This window comes from Pseudonocardia sp. CA-107938 (assembly GCF_050936315.1).
GTDB lineage: Bacteria > Actinomycetota > Actinomycetes > Mycobacteriales > Pseudonocardiaceae > Pseudonocardia.
This window is the reverse complement of sequence record NZ_JBNJNA010000001.1, coordinates 3,802,410-3,823,756: the sequence shown is the minus strand read 5'-3', so window position 1 is coordinate 3,823,756 and position 21,347 is coordinate 3,802,410. Positions and strand designations below refer to the sequence as shown.

Here is a 21,347-nt window from a genome sequence, read left to right as displayed (position 1 = left end):
CCCGGGCGCCGGCGGGCGCACAATCCCACCCCATGTGGGGTACAACGCAGTACCTGGCCGCCTACCAGCAGAATCCGAACGCCGTCGGGGGCTCGCTCGGGCTCTCGGCGCTGGTGTCGTTGTTGCCGCTCGCGGTGGTGCTCGTGCTGCTGGGCGTGCTGCGGGTGCGCGCCCACTGGGCCGCGCTCGCCGGACTGCTGACAGCCCTGCTCGTCGCCGTGCTCGGGTTCGGGATGCCCGTCGGCATGTCACTGCTGGCGGCCGCCCACGGGGCGCTGTACGGACTGTTCCCGATCCTGTGGATCGTCGTGAACGCGCTGTGGGTGTTCAACATGACGGTCGCGACCGGGCACTTCGAGGTGCTCCAGCGCAGCTTCGGCGCACTGTCCTCGGACGTCCGCACGCAGGCGATCCTCGTGGCGTTCTGCTTCGGCGGGCTGCTGGAGGCGCTCGCCGGGTTCGGCGCTCCGGTGGCGATCACCGCCGTGATGCTGATCGCGCTCGGCTTCCGACCGATCAAGGCGGCGGTCGTCGCGCTGGTCGCCAACACCGCGCCGGTGGCGTTCGGGGCCATGGGTGTTCCGGTGATCACGTTGGCCAGCGTGACCGGGCTGCCGCTCGAGCAGGTGGCGTCGGTCGTGGGCCGCCAGACACCGTTCCTGGCCCTGTTCGTCCCGCTCGTGCTCGTGTTCATCGTCGACGGGACCCGCGGGATCCGCGAGGCGTGGCTGCCGGCGCTCACCTGCGGGATCGCGTTCGCGATCGGCCAGTTCGTCACGTCGAACTACATCTCGGTGCCGCTCACCGACATCGTCGCGTCACTGCTCGGCGCGATCGCAGTGCTCGTCCTTGCGCGGTTCTCTCGCGGCGCGCCGTGGGCCGCCCGGAAGCCGGCGATCGCGGCAACCGGAGGGCCCGGGACGGCATCCGCCCCGGACACACCCGCCGAGGTCCGGCGGGCCTACGCCCCGTACGTGATCATCGTGGTGGTCTTCGCACTGGTGCAGCTGCCGTTCATCAAGCCCGCACTGGACGCGGTGAAGATCGCCTTCCCGTTCCCGGGCATCGACGTGCTCACCCCGCAGGGCAAGCCGCACAGCACCACGGCGTACTCGCTCACCGCGCTCACCACGGCCGGCACGTTGATGCTCGTCGCCGGCGTGATCGTCGCCTTCGTGCTGCGGGTGGGGGCCGGGCGGGCCGTCGCCATCTGGGGCCGGACCGTGAACGAGCTGAAGTGGGCGATCCTCGCCGTCGCCGCCGTGCTCGCCCTCGCCTACGTCATGAACGCCTCGGCGCAGACCACCGCCATCGGCTTGTTCGTGGCCGGTGCGGGCGGGGCGCTGGCGTTCCTCGCACCGGTGCTGGGCTGGTTCGGGGTCGCCGTCACCGGGTCGGACACGTCAGCGAACGCGCTGTTCGGCGCCCTCCAGGTGACCGCGGCACGTGGAGCGGGCCTGCCGGCCGACCTGCTCGCCGCCGCGAACTCGTCGGGCGGCGTGCTCGGCAAGATGCTCTCCCCGCAGAACCTCGCGATCGCCGCCGTCGCCGTCAAGATCGAGGGCCAGGAGAGCGTCCTGCTGCGCAAGGTGATCGGCTGGAGCCTCGGCATGCTCGTCGTGCTCGCGACCCTCATCGCCCTGCAGGCGACCCCGGTGCTGGGGTGGATGCTGCCCTGACGCTCAGCTCTCCTTGACGATCTTCTTGCCGTCGACCTCCTTGACGCCGGGCGGCGCCACGTACGGCGGCGGGTTGTCCTGGTCGAAGTACTTGCTCGACATGTCGCAGGACGCGTTCGGCTCGGGGTGGGTGTTGGGGTTGACGCGCAGCGCGGTGATGAACTGGTCGATGCGCGGGTCCGTCACCGAGTCGACGGCCAGCTGGTGGCCCCACGACTGCAGCGAGATCGGGGAGGGCATGTCGGGGAACGGCGACATCACCATGTACGGCTTGCCCTCGACCAGCGCGGCGAGCGCGGCCACGTCGCCGCCCTGGATGCGGGCCGGGTCGTAGGCGATCCAGATCGCTCCGTGCTCGGTGGAGTGCACGAGGTTCTCGCTGCGCACCGGCTTCGTGTAGACGACGCCGTTGCAGGCGGCCCAGACCTGGTCGTGCCGGCCGCCGAACGGCGGGGTGTGCGTGTAGGCCACCCGCACGTCGCCGCCCACGTGCAGCGCACCGGCGTACTTCTGGATCGTGATGCCCTTGATCTTCTTCGACGGGTCGGGGTTGTCCGCCGACGGGACGAACGCCGACGTGTCGACGCTCTGCCGGATCGGGGCGGCCGACGCCCCGCCGAACGGCAACGACGAGCATCCGCTGAGCAGGAGCGCGCCGGCGAGCACCACGGCGGCGGAGCGGACGGGTCTGCGCAACGGTCTCTCCTTCTCGGCGCCGCGGTGGCCCGACGCTACGACACGCCTGGTCCGGGCTCGTCACCGGGATGATCGGTGTGGTGGCCGATGCGGTGCAGCAGCACCGGCTGCTCCCCCGTCGGGAACGCGTCCGGCGCCAGCGGGAGTGTCCCGCCGGGCAGCCCGAGCAGCGGCGGATCGGTCGCGAGGTCCAGGGTGATCTCGGCCCATCGGGCGCCGGCCAGCCGGCCGTCGGGGGTGCGCACGACGAGCCCGTCGGCGTACTCCCACACGCCGGGGTGGCGCCGGCCGCGAACCCGCAGCCAGCTCACCACGAGCGCCGCCGCGCCCACGCCCGCCAGCACGAACGCCGTGATCCCGACCGGGACGGCCCCGTTGAGCTGCGCCACCAGCCCGGCCGCCGCCGCGGCGAGCACCAGCAGCGTCCCGCACCCGAGACCGGCCTCCGCCGGGGACCGGTCGCCGTGCCCGAACGCGAGACGCTGCGGGCCCAGCCCCGCAGCCGCCGCGGTGACGTCCGCCGGCGGATCGCCGGCCGCCCGGCGCTTGCCCGCGACCACCGCGTGCCAGCGCCACAGCTGCGCCTCGGCGGGGTCGGCGCGGCGCAGCGCGCGGGCCAGGTGGCGCATCGCGGGTTCGTCGCCGCCGAACCCCGCCCTGCGCCACCATGCCCATGCCGCCGCGTCGTCGCCCGCGCGTTCCGCCTGCGCACCCAGGGCGGTCATGGCCGACGGGTCGAGCCGCGCATCGTCGTCGGCGTCCACCCGCGCACTGTCCCGCACCGCCCGGCGGCGGCGGTCGTGCGGGGCTACGGTCGGCCGATGGACTGGCCCGCGCAGCTCACCGACCAGCTGGAATGGCACTGGACCACCCAGCTCCGCCCGCGCCTGTCCGGCCTCACCGACGACGAGTACTTCTGGGAGCCCGTCCCCGGCTGCTGGAACCTGCGGCCGGGAGACGGCGGGTTGACGATCGACTACGCGTTCCCGAACCCGGAGCCGCCACCCGTCACGACGATCGCGTGGCGGCTCGCGCACGTCATCGTCGGGGTGTTCGCCCTGCGGGCCGCCTCGCACTTCGGCGGCCCGCCCGCCGACTACGGCACCTGGCCCTACGCCGCGACCGCCGACGAGGCGCTCGCCCAGCTCGACGACTCCCACGACCGCTGGATCGCCGGCGTGCGCGGCCTCGACGCGGAGGCGCTCGAGAAGCCCGTCGGACCGGCGGAAGGGCCGTTCGCCGAGCTGCCGATGGCGGCACTGGTGCTGCACATCAACCGCGAGGCGATCCACCACGGCGCCGAGGTGAGCCTGCTGCGCGACCTCTACCGCGCCCGATCCTGATCAGCGGAAGTGGTCCCAGCCGAGCGCGTCCGCGTCGAACGGCCGGCCGGCCACCAGCACCGCCGGGTCACCCTCGCGGACGGAGCCGATCGCGGACCACCCGTCCGGCAACGTGGTGCCGGCCGGGAACGTGGCGGCGAGGGCGTGGTCCTCGCCGCCGGTGAGCAGCCACGTCAACGGGTCGACGCCGAGCGCGGCCCCCACCTCCGCCATGCGCGGGGGCACCGGCGGCACCTCCAGGTCGATCACGACCCCGGACGCCGCCGCGACGTGCCCGAGGTCGGCCAGCAGCCCGTCCGAGACGTCGATCATGGCGGTGGCGCCGGCCCGCGCCGCCTGCGGACCGGCCGCGTACGGCGGAGTCGGCACGCGCTGGGCCTCGACGAACTCCCGCGGCGAGCGGAACCCGCGCGACAGCACGGCCCACCCGGCCGCGGCCCGGCCGAGGCTGCCGCACAGCGCCACCACGTCGCCCGGGCGCGCGCCGGCCCGGGTGACCGGCGGGCGGCCGCCGAGGTTCCCCAGCGCGGTGATCGCGAGCACGATCACGGGGCCGCCCGTGACGTCGCCACCGACGACGGCCGCCCCGGCCGCCTCCGCCTCGGCGCGCAGCGCCTTGCCGATCCCGACGGCGGTCGCGGTCGGCGTGGACGGCGGGCACACCAGTCCCACCAGCAACGCGGTGGGGGTCGCGCCCATCGCGGCGACGTCGGCCAGGTTGACCGCGGCGGCCTTGCGGCCGATCTGCTCGGGCGTCGACCAGTCCAGGCGGAAGTGCACGCCTTCCACCAGCACGTCGGTGGTGACGGTCACACGCGCGTCCGGCGCGGCGACGACGGCGGCGTCGTCGCCCGGGCCAAGCAGCGTCGTCGGCGGTTGCGCAAGATCGCCGGTCAGGGCCGCGATCAGCCCGAACTCGCCGGTGGCGGCCACGGTCGCGGCCATCGTCCCAGCGTCCGGCCCGCCCGGTCCGCCGGCCGCGGGTTCCCTCGACGGTGCTGCGGGCACGAGTGCCACCTCCGGTACTTTCGGCATCCGACAGTCGTACTCACGATCTCATCCGTTCGAGAGGGGCACGCCGTGGTGCAGGCCTACATCCTGGTCCAGACCGAGGTCGGCAAGGCCGCTGCGGTGGCCTCCGCGATCGCCCGGCTCGAGGGTGTGGTGTCGGCCGAGGACGTGACGGGCCCCTACGACGTCATCGTGCGGGCCGAGGCGCCCGACGTCGATCTGCTCGGCCAGCTCGTCGTGGCCAAGGTGCAGGGCGTCAGCGGCATCACCCGCACGCTGACCTGCCCGGTGGTCAAGCTCGGGTGAGTCCCCGGTCGGGCGGCCGGACCGGGGTGTGGTCACCGCCGGTCCTGCTCGCGGTCGCCATCCCGGCGCTGTTCGCGGTCGCCGTCGCCGTGCTCGCCGTGATCGCGCGGACCGGCGGGCTCGATGCCCGGCCCGTCGCCGAGACGGGGCCGTTCGCCGTCGCGCCCGTCGAGGCGCCGGCCGCCACGGACCCGGCCTGCGCGACCCTCCTCGACGCGCTGCCCGGCACGCTCGCCGGGTCGCTGCCTGCGCGCGAGATCACACCGCCGACGCCCGGCGTGCGCGCCTGGGCCGCGGCGCCCCGTCCGGTCGTGCTGCGCTGCGGGCTGCCCCGGCCCGCCGAGCTCGGCCCGACCTCGCCGTTGCTGCAGGTCAACGGGGTCGCGTGGTTGACCCTCGACGACGGGGTGCCCGACCCGGTGGTACTGACCCACGTCGCGGTGGATCGGCAGGTGTTCATCGCGGTGACGCTGCCGGTCGCCACGGGAACCGGGCCATTGCAGGAGATCTCCGACGTCGTCGCGCAGAAACTGGAAGTCCGACCCGTTCCCGTTCGGTAGCCTCGTCTATCATCTTCCGTCATGGTGGCTATGTCCCGGGCGACCGAGGACTACCTCAAGACGATCTACCAGCTCACGACCCGCGGCGAGGTGGTGACGACCGGGCAGCTCGCCCGTGAGCTCGGCGTGTCCTCGCCGTCCGTGTCGGCCATGGTCAAGCGCCTCGAGGACGGCGAGCTCGTCGACCGGCCGGACCCGCGGTCCCTGCGGCTCACCGGCACCGGTGAGCAGGCCGCGCTGCGGGTCGTGCGCCGCCACCGGCTCCTGGAGACCTTCCTCTTCCGGGCCGCCGGCGTGCCGTGGGACGAGGTCCACGCCGAGGCCGAGCTCCTCGAGCACGCGCTGTCCGAGCGGCTCGAGGAACGCATCGACGCCGCACTCGGCCACCCGACCCACGATCCGCACGGCGACCCCATCCCGCCCCGCACCGGCAGCCACGACGAAGGGTGGGGCACCCCGCTCCGCGCCGTGCCGGCCGGCTCGCGCTTCCGCGTGCAACGTGTGTCAGATCGAGACAGCGCAGCCCTACGGCATCTGGGCAAGCTGGGCATCGTGCCGGGCGCCGAGATCGAGGTCGCCGACCAGGAACCTTTCGGCGGGCCGCGCTGGGTCGTCGTGTCGGGAACCCGGCACGCGCTCGGCGGCCCGCTCGTCGCCATCGTGCACGGCCACGTGCTTCCCGGATCGGAGACGACGTCGCAGTGACCGCCACCGACAAGACCGTCAACCTGCCGACCGCGGCCGGCTGGGGACGGCTGCGCTACTTCGGGCCGGCCTTCGTCGCCGCCATCGCCTACGTCGACCCCGGCAACTTCGCCACCAACTTCTCCGCCGGCGCCGAGTTCGGCTACCTGCTGCTGTGGGTCATCGTCGCGGCCAACCTGATGGCGATGCTCGTCCAGACGCTGTCGGCGAAGCTCGGCATGGCGACCGGTCGCAACCTGCCCGAGAACTGCCGCGAGCAGTTCCCCCGCCCCGTGTCCCGCCTGATGTGGGTCCAGGCCGAGCTCGTCGCCATCGCCACCGACCTCGCCGAGGTCATCGGCGGCGCGATCGCGCTGCACCTGCTCTTCGGCATCCCGCTGTTCCTCGGCGGCGTCGTCACCGGCATCGTCGCGTTCGCGCTGCTCGCCCTGCAGGGCCGCGGCTACCGGCCGTTCGAGCTGGCCATCGCCGGGCTGCTCGGAGTGATCCTGCTCGGGTTCCTCACCACCCTGCTGCGCATCCCCGTCGACGCCGGTGACCTGGCCGGTGGGCTCGTCCCGCAGTTCGAGGGGACAGGCAGCCTGCTACTGGCCACCGGCATCCTCGGCGCCACCGTCATGCCGCACGTGATCTACCTGCACTCGGCGCTGACCCAGTCCCGGATGCCCGCCGACACCCCGGCGCGCCGGCGGTTCCTGCTGCGCCGCCAGCAGGTCGACGTCATCGTCGGGATGAGCCTCGCCGGCCTCGTCAACGCGGCGATGCTGATCATCGCGGCCGCCCTGTTCTTCGGCAGCGACGTGCCCGACACCGACACGCTCGAAGGTGTCCACGCTGGGCTGGCCCGCGTGCTCGACCAGCCGGCCGCGTTCGCGTTCGCCATCGCGCTGCTCGCGTCCGGGTTCGCGTCGTCCGGGGTCGGGACGTACGCCGGGCAGGTCGTGATGCAGGGGTTCATCCAGCGGCAGATCCCGCTGCTGCTGCGCCGCCTGCTCACGCTGGCCCCGGCGCTGATCGTGCTCGGGATCGGCATCGACCCGACCCAGGCGCTCGTGATCTCCCAGGTCGTCCTGTCGTTCGGGATCCCGTTCGCGCTGGTGCCGCTGGTGCTGCTCACCCGCCGCCGCGACGTCATGGCGGAGCTGGTGAACCGGCCGGTCACCACCTGGGCGGCCGGCCTCGCCGCCGCCGTCGTGATCGCGCTCAACGGGTTCCTGCTCTGGCAGTTCTTCACCGGCGCCTGACCCCCTGCCGCACAGCAGGGCTGACGGCCGCACCGGGGGAATGTTCTGCTCCTCCCCGACGCCGGAAACACCTCCGGCGACGATTCCTGGTCCACAGGAATCGTCATGGAAGGAGCAGAGATGTCGTACACCACTTTCGTTCAGAACACCGCCCGAGCATCGATGGGCGTGCTGGCCGCCGCCGTTCTCGCGGGGCTGGCTGCTCCCACCGCAGCGGCAGCGGAGATCCCCGTCCGGCCAGCCGCGCTCAGCGCCACGTGCGACAAGTACGAGTTCGCCGGCCTCCTGCAGATGGAGCAGCCGGGCGGCTACGTCGTCCAGGTCCCTGCGTCCGGCGACAAGGTCGGCGGGCGCGCCGCGTACGCGATACCCGGCAGAACCACCCTCACCCTGGGTACCGCTTCCGGCGGGATCACCGGGCGCGCCGTCGACTTCACCGTCACCTGGGACGAAGGCGTCGGCGCCGGCGTCTGGGGCCACTACACCGGCCAGATCGGCGACGACGGGCACGCCAGTGGCACCACTACCAGTTCCCGGGGCGACACGAGCACCTGGCGCAGCAGCGACGCGCTCAGCTGCGTCACTCCGGCGACGTCCGAATCGAAGCCAGGACCCATCAAGAAGATGCACAGGGTCTTCCGCGGGACCGCGACCGTGACCGACGACGTGGATCTCTATTCCGACGATTCCGGCGACGACGCCAAGAAGATCGGATTCCTGGAGAAGGGCCGAGTGGTCAAGGTGGTCAAGGCCTGCACGCCCGATGCCTTCTGCGAGCTGGCCGACAACGCCGGATGGGCCTGGGGCGAGTTCCTCAGGAACGACTGACCTGAACCACGTCACGACCTGTGCGGCCGGGCTCCCGGCCGGCCATCGTGATCGCGCTCAACGTGATTCACTTCCCGCTGTGGGCCTGCACAACGAGGACCTCTGCGGGCCGACCGGGCCGCTCTGCCGGATCTGGGCCGGTTCCTGCGACAGCCCGACCGAGTTCAGCTCGATCGCATCGGCCACCCCCGGGATCGGGTTCGCCCGGATCGGCGGCACCACGACCGTGCACCTGCGCGGGCCGCTGACGGCGGCACGGACCCTGTCGTGCCCTGCCGACTCGGAGTACTTCGGCGTCGACTTCCGCATCGGCGCCCACCTGACGACGTTCCCCCGGGCCGGCCTCGTGAACAGCGAGATCGTGCTGCCGACCCTGCCCGACGGCCGGATCCTGCTCGACGGCCACGCGTGGGAGCTGCCGACGCCGCAGAACGTCGACGTCTTCGTCGACCGGCTCGCGCGCTGCGGGCTGCTGGTCGTCGACCCGCTGGTCGAGGACCTGGGGCACGGCGAGGTGCCCCGCGGCATGCCGGAGCGGACGGCGCAGGGGCGGTTCCTCCGGGCGGTCGGCATCTCGCGCCGCACGTTGGCGGTGATCGAGCGCGCACGCACCGCCGCGCGCAGGCTGCGCGCCGGGGCGTCGATCGCCGACGTGGTCGACGCGGGTGGCTTCCACGACCAGCCGCACCTGACCCGGACGCTGCGCCGGATGATCGGTCACACCCCCGCTCAGCTGGACCGCGGCGGGATGTTCCTCGACCTGTAGGAGTGGCGGTTCGGTACAAGACCGCGCCCGGTCCCCGTCGCTACCGTCCGCCGCACGCGGAGCCTCATCAACTCGACCTACATCACCCTCGACGGTGTCGTCCGCGACCCGCAGGACTGGCCGTCGCTCGGCGGCTTCAGCGACGCCGGCGGCCAGGTGCAGGCGGCGCTGCTGGATCAGTGCGACGCCGTGCTGATGGGCCGCCACACCTACGACGGGTTCGCCTCGGTGTGGTCCGCCCGCTCCGACCCGTTCAGCGACCGGATGAACGCGCTCCCGAAGTACGTCGTCTCGACGACCCTCGCCGATCCGGCGTGGAACAACACCACCGTCATCAGCAGCGACCCCGTCGGGGCCGTCCGCGAGCTCAAGCAGCAGCCGGGCGCCGACATCGTGCAGTACGGCTTCGGCGTGGTCTCGCACGCGCTCATGGCCGCGGGCCTGATCGACGAGCTGCGGCTGTGGGTGCACCCGTTCATCGTCGGCACCGGCACGACCGACGGCCTGCTCTACCGGACCGGGAGCGCCGGGCGCTTCGAGCTGGTCGACGTGCACCGGCTCGACTCCGGCATCGTGATCCTCGGCTACCGCGCCGCGGGCTGATCAGCGCAGGCCGGTGCCCCGGGCCAGCGCCGTCTCGATCAGGGTGGTGACCAGGGTCGTGAAGTCCAGCCCGGTCACCGCCCACGCGCGCGGGTACATCGAGACCGGGGTGAACCCGGGCATCGTGTTCACCTCGTTGACGACGATGCGCCGGTCCGGGGTGTAGAAGAAGTCGACGCGGGCCAGGCCCTGCCCGTCGACAGCGCGGAAGGCGGCCACGGCGAGCTCGCGCATGCGTTCGCTCTCGGCGTCGTCGAGCTTGGCGGGGATGTCGAACTCGCAGACGTCGTCCAGGTACTTGGCGTCGAAGTCGTAGAACTCGGGCACGACCCCGTCGGCGCCGACGACACGGATCTCCGCCGGCAGGCTGGACCGCACCTCGCCGTCGGGGAACTCCAGCACGGCGCACTCGATCTCGCGGCCCACCACGGCCGCCTCGACCAGCACCTTCGGGTCCCGCTCCCGGGCGACGGCGAGGGCGTCGTCGAGATCGGCCCAGTCGTGCACCTTCGTGATCCCGATCGACGAGCCGCCGCGCGCCGGCTTGACGAACACGGGCAGGCCGAGCCGCTCCCGCTGGTCCAGGTCGAGTGTGCCCGAGCGCAGCGCGACGTGGTCGCCGACGGGCAGCCCGGCGGCGGCGAGCAGCTTCTTCGTGAACTCCTTGTCCATGCCGACCGCGCTGGCCAGCACCCCAGCCCCGACGTAGGGCACGCCCGCCATCTCCAGCAGGCCCTGGATGGTGCCGTCCTCGCCGTAGGGGCCGTGCAGGACCGGGAACACGACGTCGACGTCGGCGAAGACCTCGCCCCCGCGACCCGGGTCGAGCGCGACGAGCGCGTGCCGGGCGGAGTCGGAGGACAGCGTGACGGCGGTGCCGGAGGGGTCGACGGCGGGCAGGGCGCGGTCGCTGATCGTCAGCGCGGCCGGGTCGTCGGGGGCGATCACCCAGGAGCCCTGGGGGGTGATCCCGACCGGGACGACGTCGAAGCGGTCCCGGTCGATGTGCGACAGCACCGCCCCGCCCGACACGCAGGACACCGCGTGCTCGCTGCTGCGGCCGCCGAACACCACTGCCACCCGAGTTCGTCGTCCGCTCATGCTCAGCGAGGGTAGGTGGCCCGGTGACGGGGCGCAGAATCACCCCATGAGCATCGATCTCGCCGGGGTCCGCGCGCTGGTCGCGCAGGATCACGGCCTCGCCACCGTCACCGTCGTCCGGGCCGACGGCACCCCGCACTCGTCGCTGGTGAACGCGGGGGTGCTCGATCACCCGCTCACCGGCGAGCCGGTCGTGGGCTACGTGACGTACGGGAAGGTGAAGCTGGCGAACCTGCGCGCGCGTCCGGCGACGGCGATCGCGTGGCGGGTCGGGTGGCGGTGGGCCGGGGTGGAGGGTGCCGCCCAGCTGATCGGCCCGGACGACCCCGTCGACGGGATCGACGCCGAACGGCTGCGCGTGCTGCTGCGCGAGGTGTTCACCGCGTGCGGCGGCACCCACGACGACTGGGACACCTACGACGAGGTGATGCGCACGGAGCGGCGGGTGGCGGTGCTCGTCACGCCGACGCGGGTGCTGGGCAACGGCTGAGGTCCTGCGCCGGCGGGAAGGGTTGACGTAGCCGTAACAGCGCGGCCCGCACCCGGCGGTCGAGCGGCGGCGTTGCACGGGGTGTGCAGGGTCGCACGCTCCGTGCCCGCCGCGATCCGTGGAGCCGCAATGCCCGCCACCGTGCCCTGCCCCGAGTGCCGCGCCGACGCCGTCGTGGTCGCCCGCTTCGAAGACGACGGTGGCGACGTCTACCTGCGCCTGCGCTGCCCGGCGTCGCGGGCGCCGCTGCTCACGAGCGCGTCAGCAGCGAGCGCGCGAAGAACGCCAGGTTGGCCGGCCGCTCGGCGAGCCGGCGCATGAAGTAGCCGTACCACTCGGTGCCGTAGGGCAGGTAGACGCGCACGGTGAGGCCCTCGGCGGCCAGCTCGCGCTGCGCGTCGGGCCGCACGCCGTTGAGCATCTGCAGCTCGTAGTCGCCCGGGCCGCGACCGTGCTCGTCTGCGAGGTGCCGGGCGATGGCGACGAGCCGGGGGTCGTGCGTGGCCACCATCGGCAGCCCGTCGCCGGCCATGAGGATCTTGAGGCAGCGCACGTACGACGTGTCCACCTCGTGCTTGTCGCGGAAGGCGACGGCGGCCGGCTCGGCGTAGGCGCCCTTGCAGAGCCGCACCCGGGAGCCGGGGCCGGCGAGCGCGCGGCAGTCGCCCTCGGTGCGGCGCAGCTGCGCCTGCAGCACCGCGCCCACCCACGGGTGGTCGGCGCGCAGGTCGGCGACGATGCCAAGCGTCGAGTCGGTGGTGGTGTGGTCCTCCATGTCGACGGTGACCGTGGTGCCCGCCTCGGCCGCGGCCGCGCAGATGCGGCGGGCGTTGTCGAGCGCGATCTTGTCGGCGTCGTCGTCGGGCAGGGCTTGACCCAGCGCCGACAGCTTCACCGAGACCTCGGCCCGTCGCGCAAGCCCCGTGGCAGCCAGCCGGCCCAGGAGCGCGACGTACGCGTCGACGACGGCGTCGGCCGCGGCGCGGTCGTGGGTGTCCTCGCCGAGGTGGTCGATCGTCACCAGCCGGTCGGTGGTGAGTGCGGCGGTGGCCGCGAGCACCGCGTCGAGGGTCTCGCCGGCCACGAAGCGGTCGACGAGCGGCCGCAGCAGCGGCGTGTTCTCGGCGAGGTCGCGGCATGCCCGGGAACGGGCGGCGGCGAGCATCACGGTCCTGAGCATGCGACGACGGTAGGTCCGGGCCGGCGGCCGCGGGCTGTCCGATCGGACAACGATCGGGAGCGGTTGTCGTAGGATCGGACGGTGGAGACGAGTCTGCGGAGCCTCCTCGCTGCGCTGGGCACTCCGCTGGCAGAAGCCCTCTCGGCCCCGACCGGTCTGGACGTCCCCGTGTCCGGGCTCGCCATCGTCGACCCCGACGACGATCCGGACGACTACGCCGGCAGGTTCGTGCTGGTCATCGGCGCGCGCGGGCGCGAAGCCGTGGCCGCGGTGCGGGGCGTCGACCGGCGGGGCGCGGTCGCGGTGGCCGTGAAGGCGGGCGCGGACGCCGATGCGGTGCGCCGCGCAGCCCAGCGCGCCGCGGTCGTCGCCGTGCGCGACGACGCCCGCTGGGACCACGTCGAGCAGCTCGTCCGCGAGGTGCTGGAGACCGACGCCGGGCCGGACGAGCTGTTCACGCTCGCCCAGACCACCGGCCTGCTCACCGGCGGCCTGGTGAGCATCGAGGACACCGGCAGCCGGGTGCTGGCCTACTCCCGCTCCGACAGCGCGTCGGCCGACGAGCTGCGCCGGCTGTCGGTGCTCGGCTGGCAGGGCCCGCCGGACTACCTGCGGCTGCTGCGCGAGTGGGGCGTGTTCGACCGGGTGCGGGCGGGTGAGGGCGTGGTGCGCATCAACGAGCACGCCGAGCTCGGGATCCGCCGCCGGCTGGCCGCCGGCATCCACTCGGGGTCGCGCTGGCTGGGCACGATGTGGGTGCAGGAGGGCGCGACGCCGTTCACGTCGCGGGCGGAGGACGCGCTGCTCGGCGCCGCGCGGGTCGCGGCCGGGCACCTCGTGCGGCGCCGCACCCGCCGATCCCCCGGCACCGACCTGGTCGCCGGGCTCCTCGCCGGGCGGGTCGCCCCGGAGCTGGTCGCGGGCGCGTACGGGATCGACCCGGCCGCCCCGGTGGTCGTGGCCGCGTTCGCCGCCCCCGCCGCCGACGCCGTCGGGGTGGCCGACCTGGCCGACGTCGTGGCCGTGCATGCGGCGACCTACCGCCGCGCCGCCCCGACGGCCGCGGACGGCGGCCACGTCTACGCGGTGCTGCCCGGGGTGCCCGCCGACCGCATCGAACCGGGGCTGCGCGCGATGTGCGCCGAGGTCGTGGCGCTGGCGGCGCGACGCACCGGCGGACGTGTCCAGGCCGGGATCGGCGCGCCGGCCGCCGGGCTCGCCGGAGTGCCGGCATCCCGGGCGGAGGCCGACCGGGTGCTCGCCACGATGCCGGCCGACGCGCAGGTGGCCGCGCTCGCCGACCTGCGCGCGGAGATCCTGCTGGACGCCACCCTCGACCTGCTCGCCGACGCACCCGACGTGCGCGACCCGGCCGTCACCCGGCTCGTCGCGCACGACGCCGAGCACGGCTCCGAGCTCGCCGACTCCGTCCTGGCCTGGCTGGAGGCGCACGGCGACGTCCGCGCCGCGGCGGAGCAGCTCACGGTGCACCCCAACACGCTGCGCCACCGCCTGCGGAGGGCGACGGCGGTGTCCGGTTTGGCGCTGGGCGACCCGAGGGCACGCCTCATGGCACACCTGCAGCTGCTGCTGGCCCGCCGCTGAAAGCCGTTTACCGTCGGGGTGGACAACACCGGCCGTCGGATGTTGTCCGATCGGACAGCCTGACGATCGCGCCCGGTTCCTACCCTCCTCTTCATGGACGCCATCACCGGCACGCCCGCGCCCCGCAACGAGACCGTGCTCAGCTACGCACCCGGCTCCCCGGAACGCGCCGAGCTGGAGGCGGCGCTGGTCGCCGTCGGCGGCGAGCAGCACGAGCTCACCGTCACCATCGACGGGCGGCAGCACATGGCGTCCGGGAAGCGCGTGGATGTGGTGGCGCCGCACGACCACGGGCACGTCCTCGGGGTCACCGCGAACGCGTCGCACGAGGACGCGAAGGCGGCGGTGGAGTCGGCGCTGCGCGCGGCACCGGCGTGGCGCGACCTCCCGTTCGACGAGCGCGCGGCCGTCCTGCTGCGCGCTGCCGACCTGCTGACCGGCCCGTGGCGGGCGCGGATCAACGCCGCGACGATGCTCGGCCAGTCGAAGACCTGCTACCAGGCCGAGATCGACTCGGCGTGCGAGCTGGCCGACTTCTGGCGCTTCAACGTCGCGTTCGCCCGTCAGATCCACGAGAACCAGCCGGCCAGCTCGCCGGGCGTCTGGAACCGCATGGACTACCGGCCCCTCGAAGGCTTCGTCTACGCGATCACCCCGTTCAACTTCACCGCGATCGCCGGCAACCTGCCCACCGCGCCGGCGCTGATGGGCAACACGGTCATCTGGAAGCCCTCCCCCACCCAGGGCCTCGCCGCGCACCTGACGATGCGGCTGCTCGAGGAGGCCGGGATGCCGCCCAGCGTGATCAACCTGCTCACCGGCGACGGCAAGGACGTCTCCGACGTGCTGCTGGCCGACCCGGCGCTCGCCGGCATCCACTTCACCGGCTCGACCGCGACCTTCCAGCACCTGTGGGGCCGCGTGGGCGCGAACATCGCGAACTACCACACCTACCCGCGCATCGTCGGCGAGACGGGCGGCAAGGACTTCGTGTTCGCCCACCCGTCCGCCGACGTCGACGTGCTGCGGACGGCGCTGGTGCGCGGCGCGTTCGAGTACCAGGGGCAGAAGTGCTCGGCGGCCTCGCGGGCGTACGTGCCGCGGTCGCTGTGGACCCGCATGCGCGACGACCTGGTGTCCGAGACCGAAGCCCTGAAGATGGGCGACGTCGCCGACTTCTCGAACTTTCTGGGCGCCGTCATCGACCGCCGCGCCTACGACAAGGTGACCGCGGCGCAGCGGCTCGCCCACGACGACCCGGGCCTGGAGGTCGTCGCCGGCGGCACCGCCGACGACGCGACCGGGTACTTCGTACGACCGACGATCGTGGTGGGCGCCGACCCGACGCACGAGGTGTTCTCCACCGAGTACTTCGGCCCGTTCCTCGCGCTGCACGTCTACGACGACGCCGACGTCGAGACCGTGCTCGGCCAGATCGACCGCGGCGCCGCCTACGGCCTGACCGGCTCGGTCATCGCGCGCGACCGCGCCGCCGTCGAACAGGCGTCGAAGGCGCTGCGGTTCGCCGCCGGCAACTTCTACGTCAACGACAAGCCGACCGGCGCCGTCGTCGGCCAGCAGCCGTTCGGCGGGTCCCGCGCGTCCGGCACCAACGACAAGGCGGGTTCGGTCTACAACCTGCTGCGCTGGACCAGCCCGCGGGTGATCAAGGAGACGTTCGTGCCGCCGACGGCGTCGGGGTACCCGCACCAGGGCTGAACTCCGCCAGCATCGTCCGCACGGTGCGGGCGGGCCGACCGATGACGGACTCCAGCGTCGGGTCGGTCACGGCGAACTCGCCCCGCCGGGCGGCGAGGAACATGCCGAGCAGGAACTCGGCGTACGGGCGCGGCGCGGTCGACGCGGCCACCCACTCCTCGTCGTCGACGACCACGCGTTCGATCCGCCGGCCCGTGAGGTCGGTGAGGATCCGGGCGACGTCGGCGAAGTCGAGCAGCTCGGGGCCGGTCAGCGGGGACGTCACGCCGTCGAGCAGGCCGGGTTCGGTCACTGCGGCCACCGCCGCGTCCGCGAGGTCGACGTGCGCGGTCCACGAGACCGGCCCGTCCGCGGGCAGTGCGAGCCGCCCGCTCTCCAGGGCGTCGCCGAGCAGCATCGGGATGGCGCTCGCGTAGTAGCCGTTGCGCAGCGCCGTGAACGGCACGCCCAGCCCGGCGAGGTGCGCCTCGGATGCGGCGTGGGTGTGCTGCGCGGCGAACAGCGAGTCCGGCGACGCGGCCTGGTGGCTCGTGTACAGGATGCGCGCCGCACCGGCAGCCCGGGCGGCGTCCATCGCGGCGGTGTTGGCCGCCTCGGCGACGGGGCCCACGATCGAGGCGGAGATCACGAGCACCTGGTCGGCGCCCTCGAACGCCGCCGCGAGCGTCGCCGGCTCGGTGAAGTCGCCGCGGCGCACCCGCACTCCGCGGTCGGCGAGCGCGGCGGCCCGGGCGGGGTCGCGCACGCTGACGCCGACGTCGCCGGCCGGGACGCGCTCCAGCAACCGGTCGACGATCAGGGTGCCGAGACGCCCGGTGGCGCCGGTGATGACGATCATGATCCACTCCTTGGTATCGCCGATAACAGTTGCACGGTATCACCGATAAGACAGCGCTACCCAGAATCTGTTATCGTCGATACATGACCCGCGCCGGCATCGTCGACGCCGCCGCGACGCTCCTGCGGGAGCAGGGCGTGCACGCCGTCACCACCCGCGCCGTCGCCGCGGCGGCCGGCGTGCAGGCGCCGGCCATCTACCGTCTGTTCGGCGACAAGGACGGGCTCGTCGACGCCGTGGCGGAGCAGGTCATGGCCGCCTACGTCGCGGGCAAGCCACCGGCCGAGGGCGATCCGGTCGCCGACCTGCGCACCGGCTGGCACGCCCACGTGGCGTTCGGGGTGGCCAACCCCGAGCTCTTCGCGCTGCTCAGCGAGCCGGGGCGGGCCCAGCGGTCCCCGGCCACCGCAGCGGGAGCCGAGGTGCTGCGCGGGCGGATCCGCCGGGCGGCCGCCGCCGGGCGTCTCCGCGTCGACGAGGAGCGCGCGTTCGGGATGCTGCACGCCTCCGGCGTCGGCACGGTCCTGGCGATCACCGGCGCACCGGCGGATGCCCGCGACCCCGCCCTCGCCGACGCGATGTGGGACACCGTGGCGGCCGCGGTGTTCACCGACGCGCCGGCGAGCCCCGCCGACGACCTGGTCGCCCTCCTCACGACCGTCGCGACGGTCGTGCCGTCCCTGCCTGCTCTGACCGCCGCGGAACGCGCGATGCTCGGCGAGTGGATCAATCGCGCGCTGCACCACCTGCGGTGAGCAACGCCGTCAGCGTGGCGGTGATGAGCTCCGGGCGGTAGCGCTCCGGCTCCGTGAGCACGAGCCGGATCGCGGTCTCCACCAGCGACAGCACCGCGTGCGCCACGACGTCGGACGCCACGTCGGGGCCGATGCCGGCCGCCGCGAGCCAGGCGCGGACGTGCTGCTCGATCCGGGCGTGCAGCACCGCACGCGTGTGTTCGCGGGCGGCGAGGAACGCGGCGGGCATGTCCGGGATCGACATGACCACGCACGTCCAGCGCTGGGGCGCCATCCGCGCGGCGGCCAGCACGTCGTCGAGCACGGCGGCGACCTGCGGCCCGAGCGGCCGCCCCGGATCGATGCGCCCCGGGGAGATCGCGGCCAGCTGGGCCATGACGGCCTCCTGCTCGCGCTGCAGCAGCGCGCCGAGCAGTGCCGCCCGGTTCTCGAAGACCCCGTAGACGACGGGCTTGGAGACCCCGACGCGCTCGGCGACCGCCTCCATGGTGGCCGCGCTGTGCCCCTCGGTGACGACGAGGTCCAGCGCGGCGTCGAGCAGCTCGGTGCGGCGCTGCTCGACGGGCACGCGCGGCGCGTAGGCACGGCGTCCGTTCACGGATCCCCTCTCGACAAAGCTACGTTACCGTAGGATATTGCTACCCATGAGTAGGAATGGCGCGCGCGGGCTGCTGCTCGATCCGAACCGCTACGACCCCGAGCACTTCGACGCCGAGACGCGCCGGGCGCTGCGCGCGGTGATCGACTGGTTCGAGTCGCGGGGCAAGGGCAAGCTCCTGGCCGACTACCACGGTCACGTCTTCTACCAGGAGTTCCTCGACTTCGTGGCCGAGGAGAAGCTCTTCGCCACGTTCCTCACGCCGACCCGCGACGGCGGCCCCGGGAAGCGGTGGGACACCGCGCGGGTGGCCGCGCTCTCGGAGATCCTCGCCTTCTACGGGCTGAACTACTGGTACCCGTGGCAGGTCACGATCCTCGGGCTCGGCCCGGTCTGGCAGAGCGACAACGCCGACGCCCGCGCCCGCACCGCCGCCAAGCTCGACGCGGGCGGCGTCGGCGCGTTCGGGCTCTCCGAGCGGGAGCACGGCGCCGACATCTACTCGTCCGACATGGTCCTCACACCCGACGGCAACGGCGGCTGGACCGCCAGCGGCGGCAAGTACTACATCGGCAACGGCAACTGCGCGACGACCGTCTCCGTGTTCGGCCGGATCGACGGCGTCGAGGGTCCTGACCAGTACGTCTTCTTCCTGGCCGACTCGACGCACCCGAACTACCACGTCGTGAGGAACGTGGTGCCGTCGCAGATGTACGTGGCGCAGTTCCGGCTGGAGGACTACCCGGTCACCCCGGCCGACATCCTGCACACCGGCGACGCCGCGTTCTCCGCGGCGCTCAACACGGTCAACGTCGGCAAGTTCAACCTCTGCTTCGGCGGCATCGGGATGGCCACCCACGCGCTGTACGAGGCCGTCACGCACGCGCAGAACCGGGTGCTGTACGGCAAGCCGGTCACCGCGTTCCCGCAGGTCCGCCGCCAGCTCGTCGACGCGCTCACGCGCCTGGTGGCGATGCGGCTGTTCTCCGACCGCGCCATCGACTACTTCCGCAGCGCCAACCCCGACGACCGCCGCTACCTGCTGTTCAACCCGGTCACGAAGATGAAGGTCACCACCGAGGCGGAGGTGGTGCTCGACCTGATCGCCGACGTCGTCGCGGCGAAGGGCTTCGAGGCCGACACCTACGTCACCGTCGCCCGCACCGACGTCACCGGGCTGCCCAAGCTGGAGGGCACGGTCGCGGTCAACCTGGCGCTGATCGGCAAGTTCATGCCGGCGTACCTGTTCCAGCCCACCGAGCTGCCGGCCGTCGGCACGCGCCTGGACGCCGCCGACGACGAGTTCCTGTTCCGCCAGGGTCCGGCGCGCGGGCTGTCGAAGGTGCGGTTCAGCGACTGGCGCGCGCCCTACGCTGCGCACGCCGGCAACGTCAACGTCGCCGTGTTCACCGAGCAGGCCGAGGCGTTCGTCCAGCTGCTGACCACGGCGCCGCCGACGCCGGAGCAGCTCGGCGACCTCGACTTCGGGCTCGCGCTCGGCGAGCTGTTCACGCTGATCGTGTACGGGCAGCTGATCCTGGAGCAGGCCGACATCGTCGGGCTGGACGAGGACCTGCTCACCTCGATCTTCGACGTGCTGGTGCGCGACTTCTCCGCCCGCGCCACCGACCTGCACGGCAAGCGCGCCGCCACGGACGCGCAGCGCGAGTGGGCGCGGTCGGTGCTGCGGGCCCCGCGGACCGACGACGCCACGTTCGACCGGGTGTGGCAGCAGGTGGCGGGGTTGTCGGGCGTGTACGAGATGAAGCCATGACCCGCCAGGACTGGGGCTTCTTCGGCCCCGACTCCCCCACGTGGAAGGTGTGGGCGGCGCCGACGGCGCTGATCGGCTTCCAGCGCTCGGTGGTGCTGGAGCACTTCGATCTCGATCTCGCCGCGGCCGTTGCCGACAGCGCGGGCATCTACACCGATCCGCGCACGCGCCTCGACCACACGCTGGCGTACTTCCTCACCGTCGCGACGGCGGACGGCGCGACGGCGATCGCCGCGTCCGAGCACCTGCAGAAGGTGCACGCGCGGGCCACGGGCATCGAGCCGATCAGCGGGCGGCGCTACAGCGCCAACGCGCCCGAGTCGCAGCTGTGGATCCACGTGACCGGCTGGCACTCGGTGCTCAAGTGCTACGAGCTGTACGGCCCCGGCCCGCTGACGGCCGACGAGGAGCGGCGGTACTGGCGGGAGTCGGTGGTGGCCGCCGAGCTGCAGACCTGCCGTCCGGCGGACGTGCCGTCGTCGCGCGAGCAGGTGCGGGAGTACTTCGCCGCGGTCCGGCCGCGGCTCGCGTCGTCCGAACGGGCGCACCGGGGCATGCACTACCTGCTGCGCACCCCGTACCGGCGCGGGAGCGGGCGGACGGGTGCGGCGGTCGCCGGGCTGAGCCGGTTGATGGCGCCGGCGACGATCGCGTCGCTGCCGGCGTGGATGGGTGAGGTCGGCGGGTTCGGCCGGGCCGCGGCGCTCGGCCGCGCGTACCGGCCGGCGGTGCGGGCGGCGGTGCGCGCGGCCACCCCACGCGTGATGCTGGCCGTGCTCGGGGACACGCTGCCGGCGACCGCGGCGGTGCTGCGCCGCCACCTCGATCCCACCCCGCCCGTCCGGCCCGTGACGGTCACGCCCGACGAGGCGCGCGCGCCGGGCCTTCGGGTGACCCGCTAGCCGCCCGTAGCCCGTCGGCGACGACGGCGAGCCCGCGGCCGCGCGACTCCTCCGGCAGCGCGCGCTCGGTGGCGATCACGCCCGTGACCAGGGCGTGCAGCTCGACGGCCGTGACGTCGGACCGGACGCCTCCGGCGTCCTGAGCCCGGCGGAGCAGCTCGGCGAAGGCCGCCTGCAGTGCCTGGCCCGCCTCGGCGACGCGTTCGCTGAGCGCGGCGGGATCGTCGAGCGCGGACGCGAGAGTCATGTTCTGGCCGGCCTCGGCCGCGATGACGGCGAGGAAGTCGAAGAACGCCGCCGTCGGCTCGTCGGCGGCACAGCAGGCCTGCGCGCGGCGGCCGAGCTCCTCGAGCCGGTGCACGAGGACGGCCTCGATCAGCGCGTTCTTCGTCGGGAAGTGGCGGTGCAGCGTCCCGGCGCCCAGGCCGGCCCGCCGCGCGATCTCGTCGAGGCTCACGTTGGGTCCGTCCTGCGCGAAGGCCGCGGCCGCCGCGTCGAGCAGGGCGGCGCGGTTGCGCAGCACGTCCGATCGGACGGCACGAGCAGCGGGGCTCACCAATACTCCTTCGGTTGCAATACGGGGCGGCCGCCCCGTATTGTTCGAAACGGGGCGTACGACTCCACTTTAATCGACGAGGGGCAAC

Annotated in this window: 23 protein-coding genes; 15 read left to right on the top strand and 8 right to left on the bottom strand. The window is 73.4% G+C overall.

Annotated elements, in window-relative coordinates:
- The first annotated feature begins 32 nt into the window (after positions 1 to 32).
- Positions 33 to 1,679 carry an L-lactate permease gene (locus tag ACQEVB_RS19025; protein ID WP_432973016.1) on the top strand — a complete coding sequence of 549 codons (1,647 nt, stop codon included), beginning with the start codon at positions 33 to 35 and terminating at the stop codon, positions 1,677 to 1,679.
- Between the two features lie 3 nt (positions 1,680 to 1,682).
- Here the strand turns inward: ACQEVB_RS19025 and ACQEVB_RS19020 are convergent, their stop codons facing one another.
- Together ACQEVB_RS19020 and ACQEVB_RS19015 are read right to left on the bottom strand one after the other, a co-directional pair.
- Positions 1,683 to 2,375 carry a DUF3105 domain-containing protein gene (locus tag ACQEVB_RS19020; protein ID WP_432973013.1) on the bottom strand — a complete coding sequence of 231 codons (693 nt, stop codon included), beginning with the start codon at positions 2,373 to 2,375 and terminating at the stop codon, positions 1,683 to 1,685.
- Positions 2,376 to 2,410: 35 nt separating this feature from the next.
- Positions 2,411 to 3,139 (bottom strand): hypothetical protein, encoded by a 729-nt coding sequence (locus ACQEVB_RS19015; protein WP_432973010.1) that lies wholly within the window; start codon positions 3,137 to 3,139, stop codon positions 2,411 to 2,413.
- A gap of 57 nt (positions 3,140 to 3,196) precedes the next feature.
- Between ACQEVB_RS19015 and ACQEVB_RS19010 the strand changes: the two genes are divergently transcribed.
- Positions 3,197 to 3,718 carry a DinB family protein gene (locus ACQEVB_RS19010; protein WP_432973007.1) on the top strand — a complete coding sequence of 174 codons (522 nt, stop codon included), beginning with the start codon at positions 3,197 to 3,199 and terminating at the stop codon, positions 3,716 to 3,718.
- Here the strand turns inward: ACQEVB_RS19010 and ACQEVB_RS19005 are convergent, their stop codons facing one another.
- Positions 3,719 to 4,663: a thiamine-phosphate kinase gene (locus ACQEVB_RS19005; protein WP_432973005.1), complete on the bottom strand. Its 945-nt coding sequence runs from the start codon at positions 4,661 to 4,663 to the stop codon at positions 3,719 to 3,721. It lies immediately after the preceding gene.
- 135 nt (positions 4,664 to 4,798) lie between these two features.
- Between ACQEVB_RS19005 and ACQEVB_RS19000 the strand changes: the two genes are divergently transcribed.
- The 7 genes from ACQEVB_RS19000 to ACQEVB_RS18970 all read left to right on the top strand — a co-directional run bounded on the left by ACQEVB_RS19000 (position 4,799) and on the right by ACQEVB_RS18970 (position 9,741).
- Positions 4,799 to 5,035: an Lrp/AsnC ligand binding domain-containing protein gene (locus ACQEVB_RS19000; RefSeq protein WP_432973002.1), complete on the top strand. Its 237-nt coding sequence runs from the start codon at positions 4,799 to 4,801 to the stop codon at positions 5,033 to 5,035.
- Positions 5,032 to 5,595 (top strand): DUF3515 domain-containing protein, encoded by a 564-nt coding sequence (locus ACQEVB_RS18995; protein ID WP_432972999.1) that lies wholly within the window; start codon positions 5,032 to 5,034, stop codon positions 5,593 to 5,595. Before ACQEVB_RS19000 ends, ACQEVB_RS18995 begins: the two co-directional genes overlap by 4 nt.
- Positions 5,596 to 5,616: 21 nt before the next feature.
- The gene (locus tag ACQEVB_RS18990; protein ID WP_432972996.1) at positions 5,617 to 6,300 is read left to right on the top strand and encodes a metal-dependent transcriptional regulator; all 684 of its coding nucleotides are present in this window, start codon (positions 5,617 to 5,619) and stop codon (positions 6,298 to 6,300) included.
- A complete protein-coding gene (locus tag ACQEVB_RS18985) occupies positions 6,297 to 7,544 on the top strand; it encodes an Nramp family divalent metal transporter (protein WP_432972993.1) in 1,248 nt (415 codons plus the stop codon). Before ACQEVB_RS18990 ends, ACQEVB_RS18985 begins: the two co-directional genes overlap by 4 nt.
- 120 nt (positions 7,545 to 7,664) lie before the next feature.
- Positions 7,665 to 8,372: a hypothetical protein gene (locus tag ACQEVB_RS18980; RefSeq protein WP_432972990.1), complete on the top strand. Its 708-nt coding sequence runs from the start codon at positions 7,665 to 7,667 to the stop codon at positions 8,370 to 8,372.
- A 79-nt stretch (positions 8,373 to 8,451) separates the two neighbouring features.
- A complete protein-coding gene (locus ACQEVB_RS18975; protein WP_432972986.1) occupies positions 8,452 to 9,138 on the top strand; it encodes a helix-turn-helix domain-containing protein in 687 nt (228 codons plus the stop codon).
- Positions 9,139 to 9,204: 66 nt separating this feature from the next.
- Positions 9,205 to 9,741 carry a dihydrofolate reductase family protein gene (locus ACQEVB_RS18970; protein WP_432980441.1) on the top strand — a complete coding sequence of 179 codons (537 nt, stop codon included), beginning with the start codon at positions 9,205 to 9,207 and terminating at the stop codon, positions 9,739 to 9,741.
- Here the strand turns inward: ACQEVB_RS18970 and ACQEVB_RS18965 are convergent, their stop codons facing one another.
- Entirely contained in the window at positions 9,742 to 10,842 is a 1,101-nt protein-coding gene (locus ACQEVB_RS18965) for a D-alanine--D-alanine ligase family protein (protein WP_432972983.1), read from the bottom strand. It lies immediately after the preceding gene.
- A 46-nt stretch (positions 10,843 to 10,888) separates the two neighbouring features.
- On the opposite strand from ACQEVB_RS18965, the gene ACQEVB_RS18960 reads away from it, so the two are divergent.
- Positions 10,889 to 11,332 (top strand): TIGR03618 family F420-dependent PPOX class oxidoreductase, encoded by a 444-nt coding sequence (locus ACQEVB_RS18960; RefSeq protein WP_432972980.1) that lies wholly within the window; start codon positions 10,889 to 10,891, stop codon positions 11,330 to 11,332.
- A 250-nt stretch (positions 11,333 to 11,582) separates the two neighbouring features.
- Here the strand turns inward: ACQEVB_RS18960 and ACQEVB_RS18955 are convergent, their stop codons facing one another.
- Entirely contained in the window at positions 11,583 to 12,512 is a 930-nt protein-coding gene (locus tag ACQEVB_RS18955; protein ID WP_432972977.1) for a proline dehydrogenase family protein, read from the bottom strand.
- An 81-nt stretch (positions 12,513 to 12,593) separates the two neighbouring features.
- Between ACQEVB_RS18955 and ACQEVB_RS18950 the strand changes: the two genes are divergently transcribed.
- Positions 12,594 to 14,117 (top strand): PucR family transcriptional regulator, encoded by a 1,524-nt coding sequence (locus tag ACQEVB_RS18950; RefSeq protein ID WP_432972974.1) that lies wholly within the window; start codon positions 12,594 to 12,596, stop codon positions 14,115 to 14,117.
- A gap of 93 nt (positions 14,118 to 14,210) precedes the next feature.
- A complete protein-coding gene (gene pruA, locus ACQEVB_RS18945) occupies positions 14,211 to 15,836 on the top strand; it encodes an L-glutamate gamma-semialdehyde dehydrogenase (protein ID WP_432972971.1) in 1,626 nt (541 codons plus the stop codon).
- On the opposite strand, the gene ACQEVB_RS18940 is transcribed toward pruA, so the two are convergent.
- Positions 15,784 to 16,674, bottom strand: a complete 891-nt coding sequence (locus ACQEVB_RS18940; protein ID WP_432972968.1) for an NAD(P)H-binding protein — start codon at positions 16,672 to 16,674, stop codon at positions 15,784 to 15,786. The two genes, pruA and ACQEVB_RS18940, sit on opposite strands and share 53 nt — an antisense overlap.
- 83 nt (positions 16,675 to 16,757) lie before the next feature.
- Between ACQEVB_RS18940 and ACQEVB_RS18935 the strand changes: the two genes are divergently transcribed.
- Entirely contained in the window at positions 16,758 to 17,429 is a 672-nt protein-coding gene (locus ACQEVB_RS18935; protein WP_432972965.1) for a TetR/AcrR family transcriptional regulator, read from the top strand.
- Here ACQEVB_RS18935 and ACQEVB_RS18930 read toward each other — a convergent pair.
- Positions 17,401 to 18,027, bottom strand: a complete 627-nt coding sequence (locus ACQEVB_RS18930) for a TetR/AcrR family transcriptional regulator (RefSeq protein WP_432972962.1) — start codon at positions 18,025 to 18,027, stop codon at positions 17,401 to 17,403. The genes ACQEVB_RS18935 and ACQEVB_RS18930 overlap by 29 nt on opposite strands.
- A gap of 46 nt (positions 18,028 to 18,073) precedes the next feature.
- Between ACQEVB_RS18930 and ACQEVB_RS18925 the strand changes: the two genes are divergently transcribed.
- Positions 18,074 to 19,801: an acyl-CoA dehydrogenase family protein gene (locus ACQEVB_RS18925; RefSeq protein WP_432972959.1), complete on the top strand. Its 1,728-nt coding sequence runs from the start codon at positions 18,074 to 18,076 to the stop codon at positions 19,799 to 19,801.
- Complete coding sequence (locus ACQEVB_RS18920) at positions 19,798 to 20,703, top strand: oxygenase MpaB family protein (RefSeq protein ID WP_432972957.1); 906 nt, start codon at positions 19,798 to 19,800, stop codon at positions 20,701 to 20,703. Before ACQEVB_RS18925 ends, ACQEVB_RS18920 begins: the two co-directional genes overlap by 4 nt.
- Here ACQEVB_RS18920 and ACQEVB_RS18915 read toward each other — a convergent pair.
- Complete coding sequence (locus ACQEVB_RS18915) at positions 20,657 to 21,259, bottom strand: TetR/AcrR family transcriptional regulator (RefSeq protein WP_432972954.1); 603 nt, start codon at positions 21,257 to 21,259, stop codon at positions 20,657 to 20,659. The genes ACQEVB_RS18920 and ACQEVB_RS18915 overlap by 47 nt on opposite strands.
- Between the last annotated feature and the right edge of the window lie 88 nt (positions 21,260 to 21,347).